Source organism: Burkholderia sp. BKH01 (assembly GCF_025685725.1).
Classification (GTDB): Bacteria; Pseudomonadota; Gammaproteobacteria; order Burkholderiales; family Burkholderiaceae; genus Burkholderia; species Burkholderia pyrrocinia_C.
Genome location: NZ_JAOTQT010000004.1, coordinates 361,489 through 378,562, shown reverse-complemented (window position 1 = coordinate 378,562; position 17,074 = coordinate 361,489). Strand labels below are relative to the sequence as shown.

The 17,074-nt window shown below is 64.5% G+C and carries 11 protein-coding genes; 2 read left to right on the top strand and 9 right to left on the bottom strand.

Annotated elements, in window-relative coordinates; all coding sequences use genetic code 11:
• Window positions 1-4: 4 nt before the first annotated feature.
• Together OEJ37_RS09530 and OEJ37_RS09525 are read left to right on the top strand one after the other, a co-directional pair.
• Window positions 5-538 carry a toxin gene (locus OEJ37_RS09530; protein WP_263344162.1) on the top strand — a complete coding sequence of 178 codons (534 nt, stop codon included), beginning with the start codon at window positions 5-7 and terminating at the stop codon, window positions 536-538.
• Window positions 539-670: 132 nt separating this feature from the next.
• Window positions 671-2,041, top strand: a complete 1,371-nt coding sequence (locus OEJ37_RS09525; protein WP_174417036.1) for an MFS transporter — start codon at window positions 671-673, stop codon at window positions 2,039-2,041.
• 18 nt (window positions 2,042-2,059) lie between these two features.
• Here OEJ37_RS09525 and OEJ37_RS09520 read toward each other — a convergent pair whose 3' ends face one another.
• The 9 genes from OEJ37_RS09520 to OEJ37_RS09480 form a co-directional block, all read right to left on the bottom strand.
• Window positions 2,060-4,819 (bottom strand): UPF0182 family protein, encoded by a 2,760-nt coding sequence (locus OEJ37_RS09520; protein ID WP_263344123.1) that lies wholly within the window; start codon window positions 4,817-4,819, stop codon window positions 2,060-2,062.
• A gap of 312 nt (window positions 4,820-5,131) precedes the next feature.
• Complete coding sequence (locus OEJ37_RS09515) at window positions 5,132-7,285, bottom strand: alpha-galactosidase (RefSeq protein WP_174417038.1); 2,154 nt, start codon at window positions 7,283-7,285, stop codon at window positions 5,132-5,134.
• A 5-nt stretch (window positions 7,286-7,290) separates the two neighbouring features.
• A complete protein-coding gene (locus OEJ37_RS09510; protein ID WP_263344120.1) occupies window positions 7,291-8,142 on the bottom strand; it encodes a carbohydrate ABC transporter permease in 852 nt (283 codons plus the stop codon).
• Window positions 8,143-9,066, bottom strand: a complete 924-nt coding sequence (locus tag OEJ37_RS09505) for a carbohydrate ABC transporter permease (RefSeq protein ID WP_263344118.1) — start codon at window positions 9,064-9,066, stop codon at window positions 8,143-8,145.
• A 58-nt stretch (window positions 9,067-9,124) separates the two neighbouring features.
• Entirely contained in the window at window positions 9,125-10,363 is a 1,239-nt protein-coding gene (locus OEJ37_RS09500; protein WP_175920068.1) for an ABC transporter substrate-binding protein, read from the bottom strand.
• A gap of 79 nt (window positions 10,364-10,442) precedes the next feature.
• Window positions 10,443-11,594 carry an ABC transporter ATP-binding protein gene (locus OEJ37_RS09495; protein ID WP_263344115.1) on the bottom strand — a complete coding sequence of 384 codons (1,152 nt, stop codon included), beginning with the start codon at window positions 11,592-11,594 and terminating at the stop codon, window positions 10,443-10,445.
• Window positions 11,595-11,641: 47 nt separating this feature from the next.
• Window positions 11,642-13,429, bottom strand: a complete 1,788-nt coding sequence (locus OEJ37_RS09490; RefSeq protein ID WP_263344112.1) for a hypothetical protein — start codon at window positions 13,427-13,429, stop codon at window positions 11,642-11,644.
• Between the two features lie 449 nt (window positions 13,430-13,878).
• Window positions 13,879-15,036 (bottom strand): LacI family DNA-binding transcriptional regulator, encoded by a 1,158-nt coding sequence (locus tag OEJ37_RS09485; RefSeq protein WP_263344110.1) that lies wholly within the window; start codon window positions 15,034-15,036, stop codon window positions 13,879-13,881.
• A gap of 166 nt (window positions 15,037-15,202) precedes the next feature.
• Window positions 15,203-17,074, bottom strand: coding sequence for a hypothetical protein (locus tag OEJ37_RS09480; RefSeq protein WP_263344108.1), 1,872 nt, complete (start codon window positions 17,072-17,074; stop codon window positions 15,203-15,205).

Here is a 17,074-nt window from a genome sequence, read left to right as displayed (position 1 = left end):
ACACATGCGCTTCGTCGTCGTCGGAACAAGCGGGTCGGGGAAATCCACCTTCGCCAGTGCACTGGCGGCGGCTGCAGGCTACCCGCACATCGAACTCGATCAACTCTACTGGGGCCCGGACTGGACAGCCATGCCGCCCGAACAGTTCGAGAACGCCGTGCTGGCCGCGACGGCCGGCGACCGATGGGTCGCCGACGGCAACTACAGCGCCGTGCGCGATGTGCTCTGGTCGAGGGCCACGCACGTCGTCTGGCTCAACTTCGGGCGCTGGACGGTGTTCTCCCGGGTGCTCTGGCGCACGGTAAGCCGCGGGCTCATGCGCACCGAGCTTTCTCACGGCAACCGGGAGTCGCTGCGGATGGCATTTTTCTCCCGGGACTCGGTGCTGCTGTGGTCATGCACCACCTTCGCCGGGAACCGCGTCAAGTTCGCCAACCTTCGCGATGACCCGAAATACGCGCATCTGCAATGGACGGAAATCACCGAGCCGTCGCGCACCCGCGCGTTCATCGACATGCATGCCCGCGCCGGTGGTTGAGCGTGCGATATATCAGGACTTCTGACTGAAAGGTGTGGGCGCCGTACACGCCATTCGCGGCTTGCACTTGCCGGAACCCATCGCCGGGCGTATGGTTTATTTCTCTGTCGCCCTTTTTTGGGAGATATCGAAATGGCTGCCATGCAATCCGCGGCCACGCCCCTCTCCGACGAGGAAGCCCGGCGCCAGTTGCGCCGCGCCGTCATCGCCAGCACGATTGGCACCACGATCGAATGGTATGACTTTTTCCTCTACAGCACGGTCACCGGCCTGGTCTTCGCAAAGCTGTATTTCCCTCAGTCCCACCCTCTCGTCGGCACGCTGCAGGCGTTCCTGATCTATGCCGTCGGCTTCGTCGCGCGGCCGGTCGGCGCCGCGATCTTCGGCCATTACGGCGACCGCATCGGACGCAAGGCCACCCTGATCGTGACCCTGTTGCTGATGGGGCTCGCCACGTTCGCCGTGGCCTTCGTTCCGACCTACGCAACCATCGGCATCTGGGGCGCCGTCCTCCTCACGGTGCTGCGCTTCATCCAGGGCGTCGGCGTCGGCGGCGAATGGGGCGGCTCGGTCCTGATGTCGATGGAGTGGACGCGCACCAATGCGCATCGCGGCTTCGTCGCGTCGTGGCCGCAGTTCGGCGTGCCGGCGGGATTGTTCCTCGCCAACCTCGCCGTGCTGGCCATGAGCTGGCTTTCCGGCAGCAGCTTCCTCGCGTGGGGCTGGCGCGTGCCGTTTTTCCTCAGCATCCTGCTGGTCGCGATCGGGCTCTATATCCGGCTGAACATTCTCGAGACGCCGATCTTCGCGAAGCTGCTGGCCGAGCGCCGGATCGAGAAGACGCCGATGCTCGAAGTGCTGCGCAAGCAGCCGAGGGATATCGTGCTGTCGGCGTTTGCGCGGATGGCCGAACAGGCGCCGTTCTATATCTTCACGGCGTTCGTGTTCACCTACGGAATCACGGCGCTCGGCGTCACGCGCGAACTGCTGCTGACGGCGGTGCTGGCTGCATCCGTGGTCGAATTCTTCACCATTCCGCTGTTCGGGCACGTGTCGGATCTGATCGGGCGGCGGCGGATGTACATGATCGGCGCGGCGGCCGTCGGTGTGTTCGGATTCCTCTACTTCGCGATGGTCGATAGCCGGAATCCGCTATGGATCTTCGCGGCCATCGTGCTGTCGCTGGTGCCGCATTCGATGATGTATGGGCCGCAGGCCGCATTGATCGCCGAGTCGTTTACCGGGCGGTTGCGATACAGCGGTGCGTCGATGGGGTATCAGCTCGCCTCGGTCATTGCAGGCGGCCCGGCGCCGCTGATCGCGACGGCATTGTTCGCCTACTACCATTCGGGGTATGCGATCGCGGTGTACGTGCTGGTGTGCGCGGTGCTGAGCCTGGTCGCCGCATCGAAGCTCGGTGACTACACGAACAAGGATATTTCGCGGGAATACGACGATGCGCGGGATCTGGGGGATCATGGGCACGCGCCGCCGCTAACCTGACGGCTCGCCGCGCGCCAATCACTTCTTGTTGTCCGCGCGAACGGCGCCCAGCGCTTCGAGCAACGGCCGGAGCGCATCGAGTTCCGCGCCGAAGCCGGCCCAGTCCCCCGCCTTCAGCCGCTCGATCGCGCGGTCGTAATGGGCCAGCGCGTCGCGGGCGCGCGCATCCGCCGCGCCGCGGGCCGGCGCCGCCACCGGCCCCGGTCCCTTCTCCTTGAAGAGCGCCGCGAGCGCCTCGCTCAGGTTTTCCTCCATCACGACGCGATCGCCGTAGGCCGCGATCACCCGCTTCAGCTCGGGCAATTGGCCCGACGCCGCGCGCAGATAAAGCGGCGACACGTAGAGAATCGAGTTCTCGATCGGCACGACCACGAGATGGCCGCGGATCACGCGTGAGCCCATCTGGTTCCACAGCGAGATCTGCTGCGAGATTTCCGTGCTCTGCTGGATGCGCGCCTCGATCTGGTACGGCCCGTAGATCAGCTTGTCCTTGGGGAACGCGTAGACGATCAGCTTGCCGTACCCGGGCGGATCGCAACGCGCGGCCAGCCACGCGATCATGTTCTCGCGCTGGCTCGGCACCATCGGCAGCATCAGCACGAAGCCGGCCTGCGCGTCGCCGGGCAGCCTCATGATCGTGTAGTACGGCGCCATCTGCGTGTTCGCGGCGTCACCGCCGTCGATATCGCCCAGCGCGCGAGGAAACTGCCAGAGGTCCTCGCGGTTATAGAACACTTCCGGTGCGTCCATGTGGTAAGCGCGGTAGAGGTTCGCCTGGATCAGGAACAGATCCTCCGGGTAGCGAATATGCCGCTGAAGATCCTGCGGCATCGCGTCGAGCGGCTTGAACATGCCGGGGAAGATGCGCGCGTAAGTCCGCACCAGCGGATCGGAAGGATCGCTGACGTAAAAGTCGACCGTGCCGTTGTAAGCGTCGACCACCACTTTCACTGCGTTGCGAATGTAGTTGGCGCCGTCGCCGACACCGGGCGGCGCATACGGAAACCAGCGGCTGGTCGTATAGGCGTCCTGCATCCAGAACAGGCGTCCGTTGCTTGCCACGACATACGGGTCGTGGTCGAGCGCGAGAAACGGCGCAATCGTGCGGATCCGGTCCCGGATGTTGCGGTGAAACAGGATCCTGCTGTCGTTCGTGATGTAGTGCGTGAGCAGGATGTTGGGGTCGCCGAACTGCCACGCGAAGAGGCTGCGGCGCGCCGCGCCGCCGATCGCGACACCGTCGCGCCCGCTGTAGGACGTGTAGACGTTGCTGTCTCCCTTCGGGTAGTCGAATTCGGGCACGCTGCCCTTCACGATCACATAACCCTGGTCGCCTTCACCAAAGTAGATGCGCGGTTCGCGGATCGCCGGCCCGCCATCCGCGGCAGGCGGAATGTCGCGCAGATAGAGCGACGGCAGGCCTTCCGTGGATTTCTCGGTGACCGGCGACATCACGACACCATTGCCGTGGGTGAACAGCAGATGCAGGTTCACCCAGGTTCGCGCGTTCTCCGGCAGCATCGACTGCTCCAGCTCGCGCGCCGACAGCATGACCTGCCGATAGCCGGAGTCGAGCCGGTAGCGATCGATATCCACGGAGAAGAACTTGTAGTAAGTCCTGATCTCCTGCAACTGCGCATAGGTATCCATCAGCGGCTGCACGTCCCACAGGCGGATGTTGTCGACGGTCGCGCGATTGGCCTCCAGCGACGCGAGATTCAGCCCCTGCTCGGCCGCGAACGGCTTGACCTCGATCTGCGCAAGACCGTAAGCCTGCCTCGTCAACGCGATGTTGTGCTGGATATACGGCGTCTCGAGCTGCAGCTCGCTCGGCTTGACATAGAAGCGCTGGAACAGCGCGGGATAGACGATGCCCAGCGCAAACGAAGTGCCGAACACCAGCAGCACCGCAGCGACCGGCAGCCGATAGCCGGGCCGGCGCAGGTTGGCCAGCATCGCAACGGCCGACGCAATCGCAAGGCCGACGAGCAGCCACAGCACCGGCAGCATCACGTGGACATCCGTATAGCCGGCGCCGACCACGACACCGTTGTTGTCGTAGAGCAGCAGAAAGCGCTCGAGCCACCAGGACCAGGCTTTCAGCAGGAAGAACAGTGCGAGCAGCGCCGAACCGTGCACGGCGGCTGCCGACGAAAGCCCCTTCCGCGGGCGGGCCATGATGTCGCCGCGCAGCCAGTAGACGCTGGCTGGGACGATCGCGCAGCAGGCGACCACTTGCAGCAACAGGTTCTTCAGCACGATCCACGCGGGTAGCGCGAACAGATAGAAACCGATGTCCTTGCCGAAGATCGGATCGCGCGCGCCGAACGGCACCCGATGCAGAAAGCGCAGCGCGACATCCCAGCTCGACATCGCACCGGCGGCGATCGCAAGCCCCAGGAAGACGGCAGCCGCGGCGATGACCGTGCGCCATGGAATGCGCGACGCGACCTCCCCTGCCAGCGCTCGAAGCACCTCCTCCGCACGCGTCGACGACGTGTCCTCCACCTGCCAGACATCGACGGGCTTGGCATAACGATGCGCGAGCAACCCCGACACGCCGATCGCGGCCGCCGACACGGCGAACACCGCGACGAACAGCAGCACCCTCGTTGACAGGATCGTCCAGAAGACGCCGGCATAGCCGATCGACGAGAACCAAAGCCAGTCGACCAGGATACCGGTGATGCGCCCGATGACGATCAGGCAGGCGATGACGACCGCAGCCGCGATCCCATAGCGCCTCAGGAGCGAGACGGACATTGCTTGCGAGCGCATCGATGCTCCTTTGCCGGGCCATCATGCGTGGCCGGCCGCGGCCGGATCGGGTGTGCCGCCGATCCGTCAGTCGGGATCGCGGCCGGCCGCATGTCTGAATGCTACGCCCGTTGCCGGTACGTCGCCATCCGACCGCATGTGCGGCGTCGCGCGGGACGGTGGATCGCAATGCGGTGCAGTGCAGCAAACTCGATCAACCCCGCTCGCGGAAGGCCATGCGAAGCATGGGTAGACGATCCGCACGAGATCGCCCCCCCTGCTGACGAACCGCCACGAACAGGCGCTCGCTGCACGGTTCGTCGAACCGACCGCTTACGCCGTGTTCCTCACCGGCTCCAGCGCGATCAGCGTGCACGATTCGGGCGGCAGCGGCGGCAGCGGCATGCCGATGTCCAGCAACGTCGCCCCCGAACACTCCACTCCTTCGCCGGCCATCGCCGCGAACAGGTCGGTCTGATGCACGAAGTGCGGCGCGACGGGCACATGAAGGAAGCGGGCGCGATACACGACATCGCGCCGCAGTCCCTCGATGCGCAGCGGCAATGCATAGCGCGTTTCGTCCTCGTGCAATCGATAGACCGCCAGCAGCGATGACATCCCGTCGTCGGCGACCGCCTGGGTCCACGACAGCGTGCTTCCGGCATGTCCCTGCCGCAGGGTTCCGCCGTGCAGGACCGGCCGCCACGTCTTGTACAGCGCAATCCAGCGGCGGGTTTCGTCGAATTCCTCGGCGGAGAAGGTTCGCGGATCGATTTCGAGCCCGAGATGACCGAAGATCGCGACGGCGGCCCTGAATGCCAGCGTATGCCGTCGCCCCGTCGTATGAGAGCATTCCGCGCCGATGTGCGCGCCCATCACCTCGGGCGGAAAGAAACGCAGGAAGCCGCGCTGGATGCCGATCCGGGTCAGCGCGTCGTTGCAATCGCTCGTCCAGATCCGCTGAACGTACTCCAGCACACCATAGTCGGCACGCCCCCCGCCGGATGCGCAGCTCTCGATCTCCACCGACGGAAACGCGCGACGCAGCCGGCCCAGCAACGCGTAGAACGCACAGGTCTGGCGACGGTAGGCCGCGAGGCCGCGATGGCCCGCGGTCGCAAGATCGCGATTCATGTCCCACTTGACGTAAGAAATCGGATGCTCGTGCAACAAGGCACCGACCTGCTCGAAAAGATGCGCCTCCACCTCGGGCTCCGCGAGGTCGAGCACCAGCTGGTTGCGCCCGGTCACCAGCGGCCTTCCGTCGAGCCGGAGCACCCACTCGGGATGGGCGCGATACAGCTCGCTATCCGGATTGACCATCTCCGGCTCCATCCAGATCCCGAATTCCATGCCGAGGCCGCGCACGCGCTCGACGAGCGGCGCGAGTCCGCGCGGATATTTGTCGGCATCGGGCCACCAGTCGCCCAGCCCCGCGCGATCGTTGTTGCGTCGATGAAACCAGCCGTCGTCGAGCACGAAGCGCTCGACTCCCAGCCGCGCGGCGGCACGGGCCAGTTCCTCGAGATCCTCGGGGTCATGCTTGCAATACACGGCCTCCCAGGTGTTGAGCATGACGGGACGCGGGCGCATGGGCTGCTGCGGCGAGTTCAGCATGTTCGCGCGAACGAAGCGATGGAACCCGGCACTCAGCCCGTTCAGGCCACGCTCGCCATACGACAGGTATGCGCACGGCGTGCGATAGCGTTGCCCGGGGCCAAGCACGACTTCCCCCGGGGCGAGCCACTCGCCCAACTGGAGTTGCCGACGACCATCGGCCATGGGTTCGACGACGATCGAATGGTTTCCGCTCCATCCGAGATGCGCGCCATAAACATGGCCTTCATCGTCCCCGAGCGACGATCCGATCATCACGCCCGGAAACGAGTCGTGGGAAGTACGACCGCGCCGGTTGTCCCGGCGCCACGTCGCGACGCCCAGGCGCTCGCGCGTTTCCTGGAACTCCAGTGTCCAGCGCCCGGAGAAACCCAGTACCTGGTCTGCTTCGGGCGGCAACGGCACCGACGCTGCGGCAAGCCAGTCCACGCGAAACGGCGTCTCCCCGCGGTTCTCCACCTCGGCCCACATCGTCACGACATCCGACGCCGGGTCGATCGCATAACCGAGCGTCATGCCCAACGCAGCTTGCTCGTCGCTCAGCGTCAGCACCATGCCGTGTTCGTTTCGGCGGACTTCGTCGAGACGGAATTGCTGCGCCCAGTCCGTGTCGCCGTCCGTCCCCGGGCGGGCTCCAGCCAGAGCAGGCTGGTGAAACCAGCCGAATCCGTGCGTCGGCAGAACCGTGAACGGGGGATCGCCGTCGAGCACCGTAGGCGGGTGCGGTCGCGCGCTCGCCGCGCGCCAGAAGCCGGCGCGTTCGTCGGGCTTCGCGCCGAAGTGACGCCATATCGGCGGCATGCCGGACGACTCCTCCAGCGCAATGCAGACGTTGGAGCCGTTCAGGCACACGAGTTTCGTATCGAACATAGGTCTTACCCTTTGGTGGCCCCCATCGTGAGGCCGGCAATGAAGTGTTTCTGCTTGAAGAAAAAGATCAGGACAGGCGGAAGGGCTGCGACGATCGACCCGGCCGCGACGAGATGCCATTGAGCGACCCAGATGCCGCTCAGCGTCTTCAGCCCTGCCGTGACCGGCATCGCGTGATCGCCCTGCACCAGCACCGTTGCCCAGAAGTAGTCGTTCCACACGAAGGTAAAGACCAGTACCGAGATCGCCGCCATTGCCGGCCGCACGAGCGGCAGCACGACCTTGTAGAAGACCTGGAACTCGGTCGCCCCGTCCATGCGGGCCGCTTCGATCAGCTCGCGCGGCAGCTCGATGATGAAGTTGCGCATGAAGAACGTGCAGAAGCCGGTATTGAACGCGACATGGAACAGCACGAGGCCCGGCACGGAGTTGTAGAGCCCCAGTTGCAGGCTCATCAGGCGGACCGGAATCATCAGGATCTGGAACGGCACGAAGTTGCCGGCCAGGAACAGGAAAAAGACCGGCAGGTTCAGCCTGAACCGATAGACGCCGAGCGCGTAGCCGGCCATGCAGCTGAGGGCCACCGCGCCGATCACCGCGGGCAGCGTGATCAGGCAGGTGTTGACGAGATATCGCGCAAGGGGCGTATCCGCGAACACGGCGCGATAGTTTTCCACGACGCGCCACTCGCTCGGCCACCCCCAGTAGTTGCCGGCGAAGATGTCGGCAGACCCGCGAATCGACGTCAGCGCGACGGCCAGAAGCGGCAGCAGCCAGACGACGAGCGCGACGGCAAGCACGGCGCGGTACAGCCATTGCGCGGAACGGCCGGCCTGTTCGATCGGTGTGGGAAACATTCAGGCAAGCTCCTTTTCCTGCGTGTAGACGCGAACGATGACGAAGCCGATGTAGACGAGCATCAGCAGAAACAGGATCGTCGCGATCGCCGAGCCGTAGCCGACGCGATAGCCGTAGTCGCCGAGCGCCTGTTCGTACATGTAATAGGCGAGCACCCTCGACGATCCGTACGGGCCGCCCTGGGTCATGATCGACACCATGTCGAAGCTGCGCAGCGCGCCGACGACCGTCACGACGATCGCCACGAACGTCGCGGACCGCAACTGGGGCAGAACGACGCGACGCAGCATCGACCAGCCGTGCGCGCCTTCGAGGCGGGCCGCCTCGATCAGGTCGGCCCGCACGTTCGACAGGCCCGTCAGATAGAGAATCATGCAGTACGAGATCTGCGGATAGAGCCCGGCGGCAACGATGCCGTACGTGACGTAGCGCTCGTCGGACAGCACGGCCACGGGCGGGATGCCGAACCAGTGGAGCACGTGGAACAGCATGCCGTTGGACGGATCGTAGAACCAGCCGAACACGAGCCCGATCACGGCCTGCGAGATCACGAACGGAAAGAAGAACATCGACTTGACGGCCCGCATCCCGAACACGTTCTGATTGAGGAACAGCGCGAAGAACAGGCCGGCCGGAACGGCCAGCAGAAAACCGACCAGCCAGATGACGTTGTTCCTGAACGCAGTCCAGAAATCGGGATCCCGAAGGAGTTCGAGGTAGTTGCCCAGGCCGACGAAGTGGGGCGTGCTCAACCCGTCCCACGCATAGAAGCCGAAGCCGATCGAGCGGACGATCGGAACCACGACGTAGACGGCGAACAGTACGAGTGCGGGCGCGAGAAACAGCCATGGCGCGATCGCGCGCTGGTGACGCTCCCAGAACGTGACGCGCGGAGCGCCGACGGATGTGGCAGTGGATTGCACGAAGCCTCCGGTGGTGGACGAACGCGGCACCGCATCCGTCCGGGGCACGATTCGATCGTTATTTGTAGACGCGCTGGCGAACCTGCTCCAGCCGGTCGAGCACTTCGCCGCGCGTGTCGGGTTTCAGCATGTATCGCTCGAATCCGTCCATCGCAGCCTGGGTCAGCTCGGGCGCGGCATCGCGGTCGAAGAACTGCGAAAGCCCCTGCGCCTTCGCGAGCAGCGCCGCGCCTGCCTTCAGATACGGATCGCCCGGCGGCGGCGCATCCTGGTTGACGGGGAGTTCCTCGGTGCGCTCGCCGAACCGGGCCTGCACGTCCGCGCGCGCCATGTAGGCGAGGAAGCGGCGCGCGTCGGCCTTGTTCCGCGCGTTGGCGGGGATGTGGATCGACTCGATCGGCGCCTCCTCCGCACGGGGCACCGCGGGATCGATCGTCGGGAACGGCATGAAGCCCAGCTTGTCCGGGCCGAGGCCGGCCTGCTTCATCGGCGCCACCACGAAGTTGCCCATCAGGTACATCGCGCCCTTGCCTTGCGCGAGCGACGCGGCCGCCTCCTGCCACGTGTAGGACGCGTGATTGGCAAGGAAATAGCCGGGTTTCGTCAATTGATCCCAGCGATCGAACACGGCCTTGACGCGCGGGTCCGTCATCGGCACCTTGCCGCTCGTCAACGCCATGTGGAACGGAAAGCCGTTCACGCGCAGGTCGAGGTAGTCGAACCACGCCAGATTCGTCCACGGTTCCTTCGTCCCGATGACGAACGGCGTGATGCCGTTCGCCTTGAGCTTCGCGCACGCGTCGAGCAATTCCTGCCACGTCTTCGGCGGCTCGATGCCGAACTTCGCGAAGATGTCCTTCCGGTAATAGATGCCCCACTGGTAATACGTGTACGGAATGCCCCACTTCTTTCCGTCCAGCGTCATCGCCGCCGCCGCCGACTTGAGCTTGACGTCGAGATTCCCCTTCGCCCACAGATCGGACACGTCCTCGAAGAGCTTCGCGCGCACGAACGGCTCCATCTTGTGCCCCGGATACCAGTTCACGACATCGGGCGCGTCGGCGGTCAGGAAATTCCGGATCGCCGTCTTGTACGCATCGTGGTCGAAGCGGTTGACCTTGACCTGCAGGTCGGGATTTTCCGCCTTGAAGCCGTCCACCACCGCGTCGAACGCGGCCTTCACCGCGACATCGGACGTATCGGTGTTGATGACGAGGGTTGCGGCGCCGGCATTCAATGCGGCCGTGGCCGCCAATGTGCACAACACGGTCTTCAACACGTTCCTGCGCGTATTCATGGGGATCTCCTCCTTGTGGTTCGCGGCGGCGTCGCGCCGCTCGTATCGTTGCGTTGATTGCGTCCGGTTCACGCGCGGTTCACGCGTACGAGGCCAGCAGCGGCGCTTCCTCGTCGATGCAGCGCCGCAGTGCCTGCCCGCCGCCGTCGAACGCATGCAGCTTGTCGGGCGGCATGAACAGTGAAAGACGGTGGCCCGCACCAACGTTCGTCGTGCCGGGCAGCTTGGCGATCCACTGTTGCCCCGCGTCGTCGCCGCGCAGGTAGACGTAGGTCGCTTCGCCGAGCCGCTCCTGCCAGGTCGCCTCGCGCACGAGATGCTGCCTCTCGCTGCCGAGCGTGAAATCCTCCGGGCGAATGCCGAGCGTGAGCGGTTCGCCCGGGCGCAACCGACGGGCATCGACGCAGGCCGACAGCACTTCGCCGCTCGCGAGACGCACCCGCGCCTGCCGCTCCTCGGCGTCGACCAGCACGGCGTCGATGAAATTCATCTTCGGTGACCCGATGAACCCGGCGACGAAGCGGTTGCGCGGATGGTGGTAAAGCTCGAGCGGCGATCCGGCCTGCGCGAGACTGCCGTGCCGGCGCGTCGCCTCGCCCGAATTGAGCAGCACGACACGGTCGGCGAGCGTCATTGCCTCCACCTGGTCGTGCGTCACGTAGATCGTCGATACATGGCCGATCTCGCGGTGAATGCGCGCAATCTCGTGGCGCGTTTGCACGCGCAACGCCGCATCGAGATTGGACAGCGGTTCGTCGAACAGGAAGACGCCCGGTTCGCGCACGATCGCCCGTCCGATCGCGACACGCTGCCGCTGCCCACCCGACAGCGCCCGCGGCTTGCGATCGAGCAGGTGTTCGATCTGCAGCGCGCGCGCCGCACCGAGCACCTTGTCGCGAATCGTCGCCTTGTCGACGCGCGACAGCGTCAGGCCGAACGACAGGTTTTCATAGACGGTCATGTGAGGAAAGAGTGCATAGCTCTGGAAGACCATCGATACGCCGCGCCGCGCGGGCGGCACCTCGTTGATCCGCCGGTTGCCGATGAAGATTTCCCCGTCCGTGATGTCCTCGAGCCCGGCGATCATGCGAAGCAACGTCGATTTCCCGCAGCCCGACGCGCCCAGGAACACGCAGAACTCGCCTTCGGCGATGTCGAGATCGACATCCCGCACGATCGGCAGACCGCTGCCGTACGCCTTCGACACGCCTCTCAGTACTACGCTTGCCATGCCAGTCTCCACTTGAATGTCTTCTTGTTCAGGCGCATGCCGCGTGCCTATTTCGAAACCTGTACGACCGCGGTGCCTTGCGGGGCGACCGTCACGTCGACGTACGTGTAGGTCGCCCCGCCGCTGCCTTCAGGTTGTTCGGTGTTCGCCGCACGCGCCACGCCGTTGACCGTAACGGTCGAGTAGACGCCCGCGAATCGCGCATGCCATGAATAGGATGTTCCGCCAGCGGGGTTCTCGTTGGCGAGCGTGCTGCGTGTCGCGCCGTCATGTCGCACGGTGACTTTCCCCGCGCCGATCGGAATGTGCGAGACCTGCAGCCAGGCCATGCCGGTGGCCGGCAGTTGCGACAGGGTGGTCAGCTTGCCCGCGGCAGCGTCGGGCTCGACACCGAGCAGCCCGGCGATCGCCTGTCCGACGAGCGTGAACGACACTTCCGGATAGTCTCCGTTGACGAAGTTGTTGCCGTAACCGCCGTGGACGTCGTCGATGCGGTTGTACACGTATTGCATCCACGCCCACGCGGTAGTGCCGTCGTGAACCGCAAAGAATGCGTCCGGCAGATAGGTCGCGGCTTCGAGGTTGGCGGGTGCCTGGCCGAGCGCGGTGGTGTTGAGCCATCCCATGTACCGGTCCCGGCGCGCGCCCGGGTTCATGATCCCCTTCATCGGCGGGAACCAGCTCATCTCGCCGCCCCAGGCGATCGACTTGACTGCCGACGGATCGTAGGAGCGCACCACGTCGGTAGAATCGGTGGACGAATACACGCTCCATGGCGCGTTGTAATAGGTCTTCAGATCGCCGGCCCGGGTCGCATAGGTGTTCGCCGTCGTCGTATCGCCGGCCGCCGTCGCGAGCTGCTGCATCGCGACGTACGCGCGGTACTGGCTGGACAGCGCGTCGGCCGCCTCGACCGGATTGCCAGGCGCGCCTTCGTTGTAGCTGGCCACGCCGGCCCAGATGTCGGCGCCGCTTTCCTGTGCGACCTTGACCTGCCGGCCATTGGCCGTGCCGTCGACGAGCGGTCCGTAGTGCGCGTCGACGAACGTACTCGCGGTGTTCCTGACGAATGCGTAGAACGGCCCGCCCGATGCCGCGTAATCGGCGTCACCGGTCCAGCGGTAGCCGTCCCCGATGCGCTGCGCAAGCTCGAACGGCGCGGGCAGCTCCCGCACGAACGACGTATCGCTCGAATAGTCGGTGAGGCCGATGGATCCGTCGAAGTTCAGCGCCCAGACAGGGTAGCCGCCGCGCGCCGCGTTCGCCGTGGCGGCGAACGCGGCCAGCATCGCCTTGTTCTGCACATCCATCCCCAGCATGTGCGCGCCGACGAACTGATGCGCGAAATCGCGTGCGTAGTAATACGAGCGGAACGGATAGCCGGCCCAGTAGGACGGCGCGTAGGTGGCGACGCCCTGCCCGCTCCGGTGCGATTCGTCCATGTTGGTCACGCCGGTCGTGCAGGCCATGCGCGTCCACGAATTCGCCTTGACCTTTGCCCAGTCAAACAGCGCGACGACGGTCGGGTTGTCCGACGAGAGTTGCGGATCGTTGGGTGCGGAGGGGGCGACCTCGATATCGTCGATATTGATCCACGCGCGCCCGCTCGACGACGTGAATGCGATCGTCACGGCCTGATTCGCGGCAACGGCAACATGCGCAACGGTGTACTTGATGTAGTTCGAATTCGCGATCGTCGACGGTAGCGTGACGGTTCGAACGGTCTGGCCGGCCACCTGAACCGAGAAGGTGCCGCCCGTGCCGCTGGCGGACGTGGCGATCCAGGCCGAGACATCGAAGTTGCCCGCGACAGGAGCCGTCACGGTCTGGGACACGGAGTAGCCGTCTCCGCCGTTCAGAAATGCCGCTCGACCGCCGCCATGCGGATTGTTCGACGCACATCCGGCACCGGACGTGACCGTCCACGACGTCGGGCAGGCATAGCCCGTCGCCCCTGCGGATTCGAAACCCGGATCGCCGAACTGCAGGCTCTGGAAGTTGGACGGGCATGCGGCGTGCGCCAACCCGGCGCCATGAAGAATTGCTGCGCCGAGTATCGCCGCGTGAACTTTACGCTGGGGGAGCGCACCTCTTCGATTGTCTCGTCTCATGATTTTTCTGATCCCGGTTTATATTCGCATTCCTTACTGATTTGCAAAATTCTCCGAACGCCTGCCGTATCGAGCTTCCATTTCCGGTGATTGTTTTCGTCGTGCCCGGCGATCGCTTGCCGGGCACATCGGCGATGTACTAGTGCGGTTTCCGTCGCGCGGCGTACGTGCTGCTACGTCTTCCGGTTCGCGCCGCAGGATTGCCGGACGATCAGTGGCGCGATATCGCGGGTATACAGCCCGTCCGGCGAATCTCCCGAGATGATCCCGACCAGTGTAGCCGCCGCGTCGCGCCCCTCCTGGAACGGCTCGGTGCGAACTGTCGTCAGCGGGGGCGTCGCGAACGCCGCCAGCGGAATGTCGTCGTAGCCGACGATCGCGATGTCCTCCGGAATGCGCAGCCCGGCTTCGCGAATCGCTGCCATTGCGCCGAACGCGATCGTGTCGTTTCCGGCGAACAGGGCTGTCATGCGCGGCGAACCGGCGAGCATGGCCCGCATCGCGTCATAGCCGCTCTGCGAGCTGTAGTCGGCAAAAGCGATCCATTCGGGACGCGCGTCCACGTGATGCATCGCCATCGCCTGCCGGAAACCGTCCAGACGATCGCGGACGACCTGATAGTCCTCCGACGCAAAACCGATATGCGCGATCCGCTCGTGACCGAGCCCCAGCAGGTGTTCCGTTGCCTGCCGCGCGGCGGCGCGGTTGTCGACGCCGATCGCACACACGGTACGCTGCTCGGCCAGGTTCGAACCGAAGACGACGAGCGGGAACCCCTTCTCGGCCAGCTCATGCAGGTGCCCTTCGTCAAGCCGTCGCGGATTCAGGACGGCCAGGCCGTCGATGCGCCCGCTGTCCACGAGATCGAGGAACGCGCCGGGGCGGTCGGTCTCTTGCACGGGCTCGAGCATGACCTTGTAGCCGTGTGCATGGCACGCGACGCTGAGGCCGGCGAGAAAGCGCGGGAGATAGGCATCGACATCGACATGCACGTGATCGCCATGCGGCATCAGAAGCGCGATCGTTTTCGTGGAGCCGCTGGCCAGCGATCGGGCCATCGCATTCGGCACATAGCCGAGTTGCCTCGCAGCCGTCATCACGCGCTCGCGCGTTTCTTCGCTGATCCCCATGCCCGTTACGCCATTCAGCACGAACGACACCGTCGTGCGCGACACTCCGGCAAGCTGGGCGACCTGGGTACTGGTTACGCGACTCACGACGCAATGCTCCTGATTCGATTTAGCTACAGGTTGGAAGACTGGCGCAGGCAATCCCCGCCCCGGATCTATCGTCGACCCGAATATACCCGAGGCTGCCGGCGCAATCGTCACATCTCGCCTGACAACCATCTAACGCGGTTTAGTATAGAGGCGGCGGGCAACAGGTCAAGGAAACGAAATTGAGTGAATACCCTTAGCCGGGCACATGGCTGCCGCGCCGGTCAGCCGGCGCGGCGTGCGCATGCGCCATGCATCCGCACGCTCTCCGGATCGCCGCTCAGGACGACAGCGTTACCGCGATTTTCGTCACGCTCCAGTTCGGATCGCCGGTGCTCATCCAGATCCCCGAGCCATCGCTGCCTCCGCAGGTCGGCACCCCGTTCGAGTCGGATGTCAGCGCGTAGTATCCCGTCGATTGCGTGCCGTTGGCCCAGGTCTGCACGACCTTGCATTGCGTATTGCTGCCCTTCGACGGAAACTTCACGATCCAGTGGAACCCGCTTACCGGCTGGGCGACGGGATCGGAATCGTAGGTGAAATCCGTCTCGATCGTGCCGTTCGCGGTCATCGTCTGCGCAATGCCCGCCTTGACCGTAATCGTGTTGCCGCCGTCATGGAAGTACAACGGGATGTTGTTGACGGCGACGTTGTTGCCGGCCTGGAACGACGACGGAAGTCGCGCGAGCGTGACAAGCTTCTTGTTGGGCGCATCGAATTCGAGACCCAGCACCTTCGTGATCACGTCGGAAATCATTGCGAACGCCACTTCCGGATAGCCCGTGACGCCCTGGCCGGATTCCCACGACGCCAGCCGCGTCAACCATTTCCACGCCGTATCCGGCTGGTTCGCGTTGTAGAACGCCGTCGGAAGGTAGGTATGCGACTCGATGCCCGGATACGCGAGGCCGTGCGCCTGATAGAGCGCTTCAGACTGCGTATCGACGTAGTTCGCCTGGTTCGCCAGTTTCCCCGAATCGGTAATCACGCCCTTGTAAAGCGGGAATAGATTGGGCTCCTGCGCGTAGTAATCGTAGTACTGCAGGCTCTGGTAATTCGACGCGTTGTACGTCGTGCTCGTCGTGCCGACGAGCCCCACCGAGAAATGCTGCACGGCCGGCAGATACCAGTCGCCATTGAAATTCGTCGACAGCGTGCCGAACCGGGTCGTCATGTTGGTCGCATCGCCTTGCGCGAGCAGCGACGGATAGGCCGAGACCTCGCGGTAATAGGCAATCTCGCTTGCCGCCATATCGCCGCCCAGCAGGATGACGAGATTGCTCGGGAGGTTGTTGCCGCGGTCATACACGAACTCGTTGTAGGTCGCCGCCTCGCCGTTCGTCTGGGCCCGCGCCATCCGGAAACCCTCGGCATTGACGTAGCTGTTGCTGCCGACGTTGGTAAAGCCGTTGTTGAGGTTGTTCGTATAGTTCGTGAAATCCGCGCCCAGATAGCGGCTGTCCGCGGTCAACCGGTACATCCTTGCGATGTTCTCGCCGATCTCGAACGGTGCCGGCGATTCGTCGTTCTGCTCATAGACCGTTCCGTTTGCACCGATTGCCCAGTAAGGCGCCATCGCACCACCGTTGTCGTGCATGAGCTTCACGAAGTGATCGGCCATCTGGTAGTTCTGTTCGTAGAAGCCGAGGTAGTACGCGCCTGTCGCCTGATGAACATAGTCTCGCGAGTAGTAGGCGCAGCGATTCTGTAGCCCCGCGAGATAACCGGGCTGCAGATCCTGCGCCGACGACGGACAACGCGCGTCGCTCGATGCGCTCGGCCATCCCAGGCCGGCCGGCTGTGGCGTGCTGAAGAAGGTCCAGTTGTCGGCCACGAAGTTCAGCTTGCGGGCTTCGACGACGGCCTGGTTGAATGCCGTGGCCAGGGCCGCAGCGGAATTCGCGGAATCGGAACTGCTGGCGTGCGCCGTCAGCTCGCCATTGTCGATCGCAACCGCCGCATTCAACGCCGTGACGGAACGCGCGACCGGATTGTCCGATTGCCCGTCGCATCCGAACAGGAACACGCTCGCGGCAACGGCTGCAAGCACGCGCAGCCGATGGGGCACGGTTCCTCCGCCCGCTTCCGAACCGCTTGCAATGCGTTTGAGATTCATGCGCGCAACCGCGCGCCCCGTTGAACGGACGTCCAT

Bases quoted from the DNA above. Each gene is read 5' to 3' on its own strand.
- OEJ37_RS09500 (WP_175920068.1), bottom strand. From the start codon at position 10,363: ATGAATACGCGCAGGAACGTGTTGAAGACCGTGTTGTGCACATTGGCG.
- OEJ37_RS09530 (WP_263344162.1), top strand. From the start codon at position 5: ATGCGCTTCGTCGTCGTCGGAACAAGCGGGTCGGGGAAATCCACCTTC.
- OEJ37_RS09495 (WP_263344115.1), bottom strand. From the start codon at position 11,594: ATGGCAAGCGTAGTACTGAGAGGCGTGTCGAAGGCGTACGGCAGCGGT.
- OEJ37_RS09515 (WP_174417038.1), bottom strand. From the start codon at position 7,285: ATGTTCGATACGAAACTCGTGTGCCTGAACGGCTCCAACGTCTGCATT.
- OEJ37_RS09520 (WP_263344123.1), bottom strand. From the start codon at position 4,819: ATGCGCTCGCAAGCAATGTCCGTCTCGCTCCTGAGGCGCTATGGGATC.
- OEJ37_RS09480 (WP_263344108.1), bottom strand. From the start codon at position 17,074: ATGGACGTCCGTTCAACGGGGCGCGCGGTTGCGCGCATGAATCTCAAA.
- OEJ37_RS09510 (WP_263344120.1), bottom strand. From the start codon at position 8,142: ATGTTTCCCACACCGATCGAACAGGCCGGCCGTTCCGCGCAATGGCTG.
- OEJ37_RS09525 (WP_174417036.1), top strand. From the start codon at position 671: ATGGCTGCCATGCAATCCGCGGCCACGCCCCTCTCCGACGAGGAAGCC.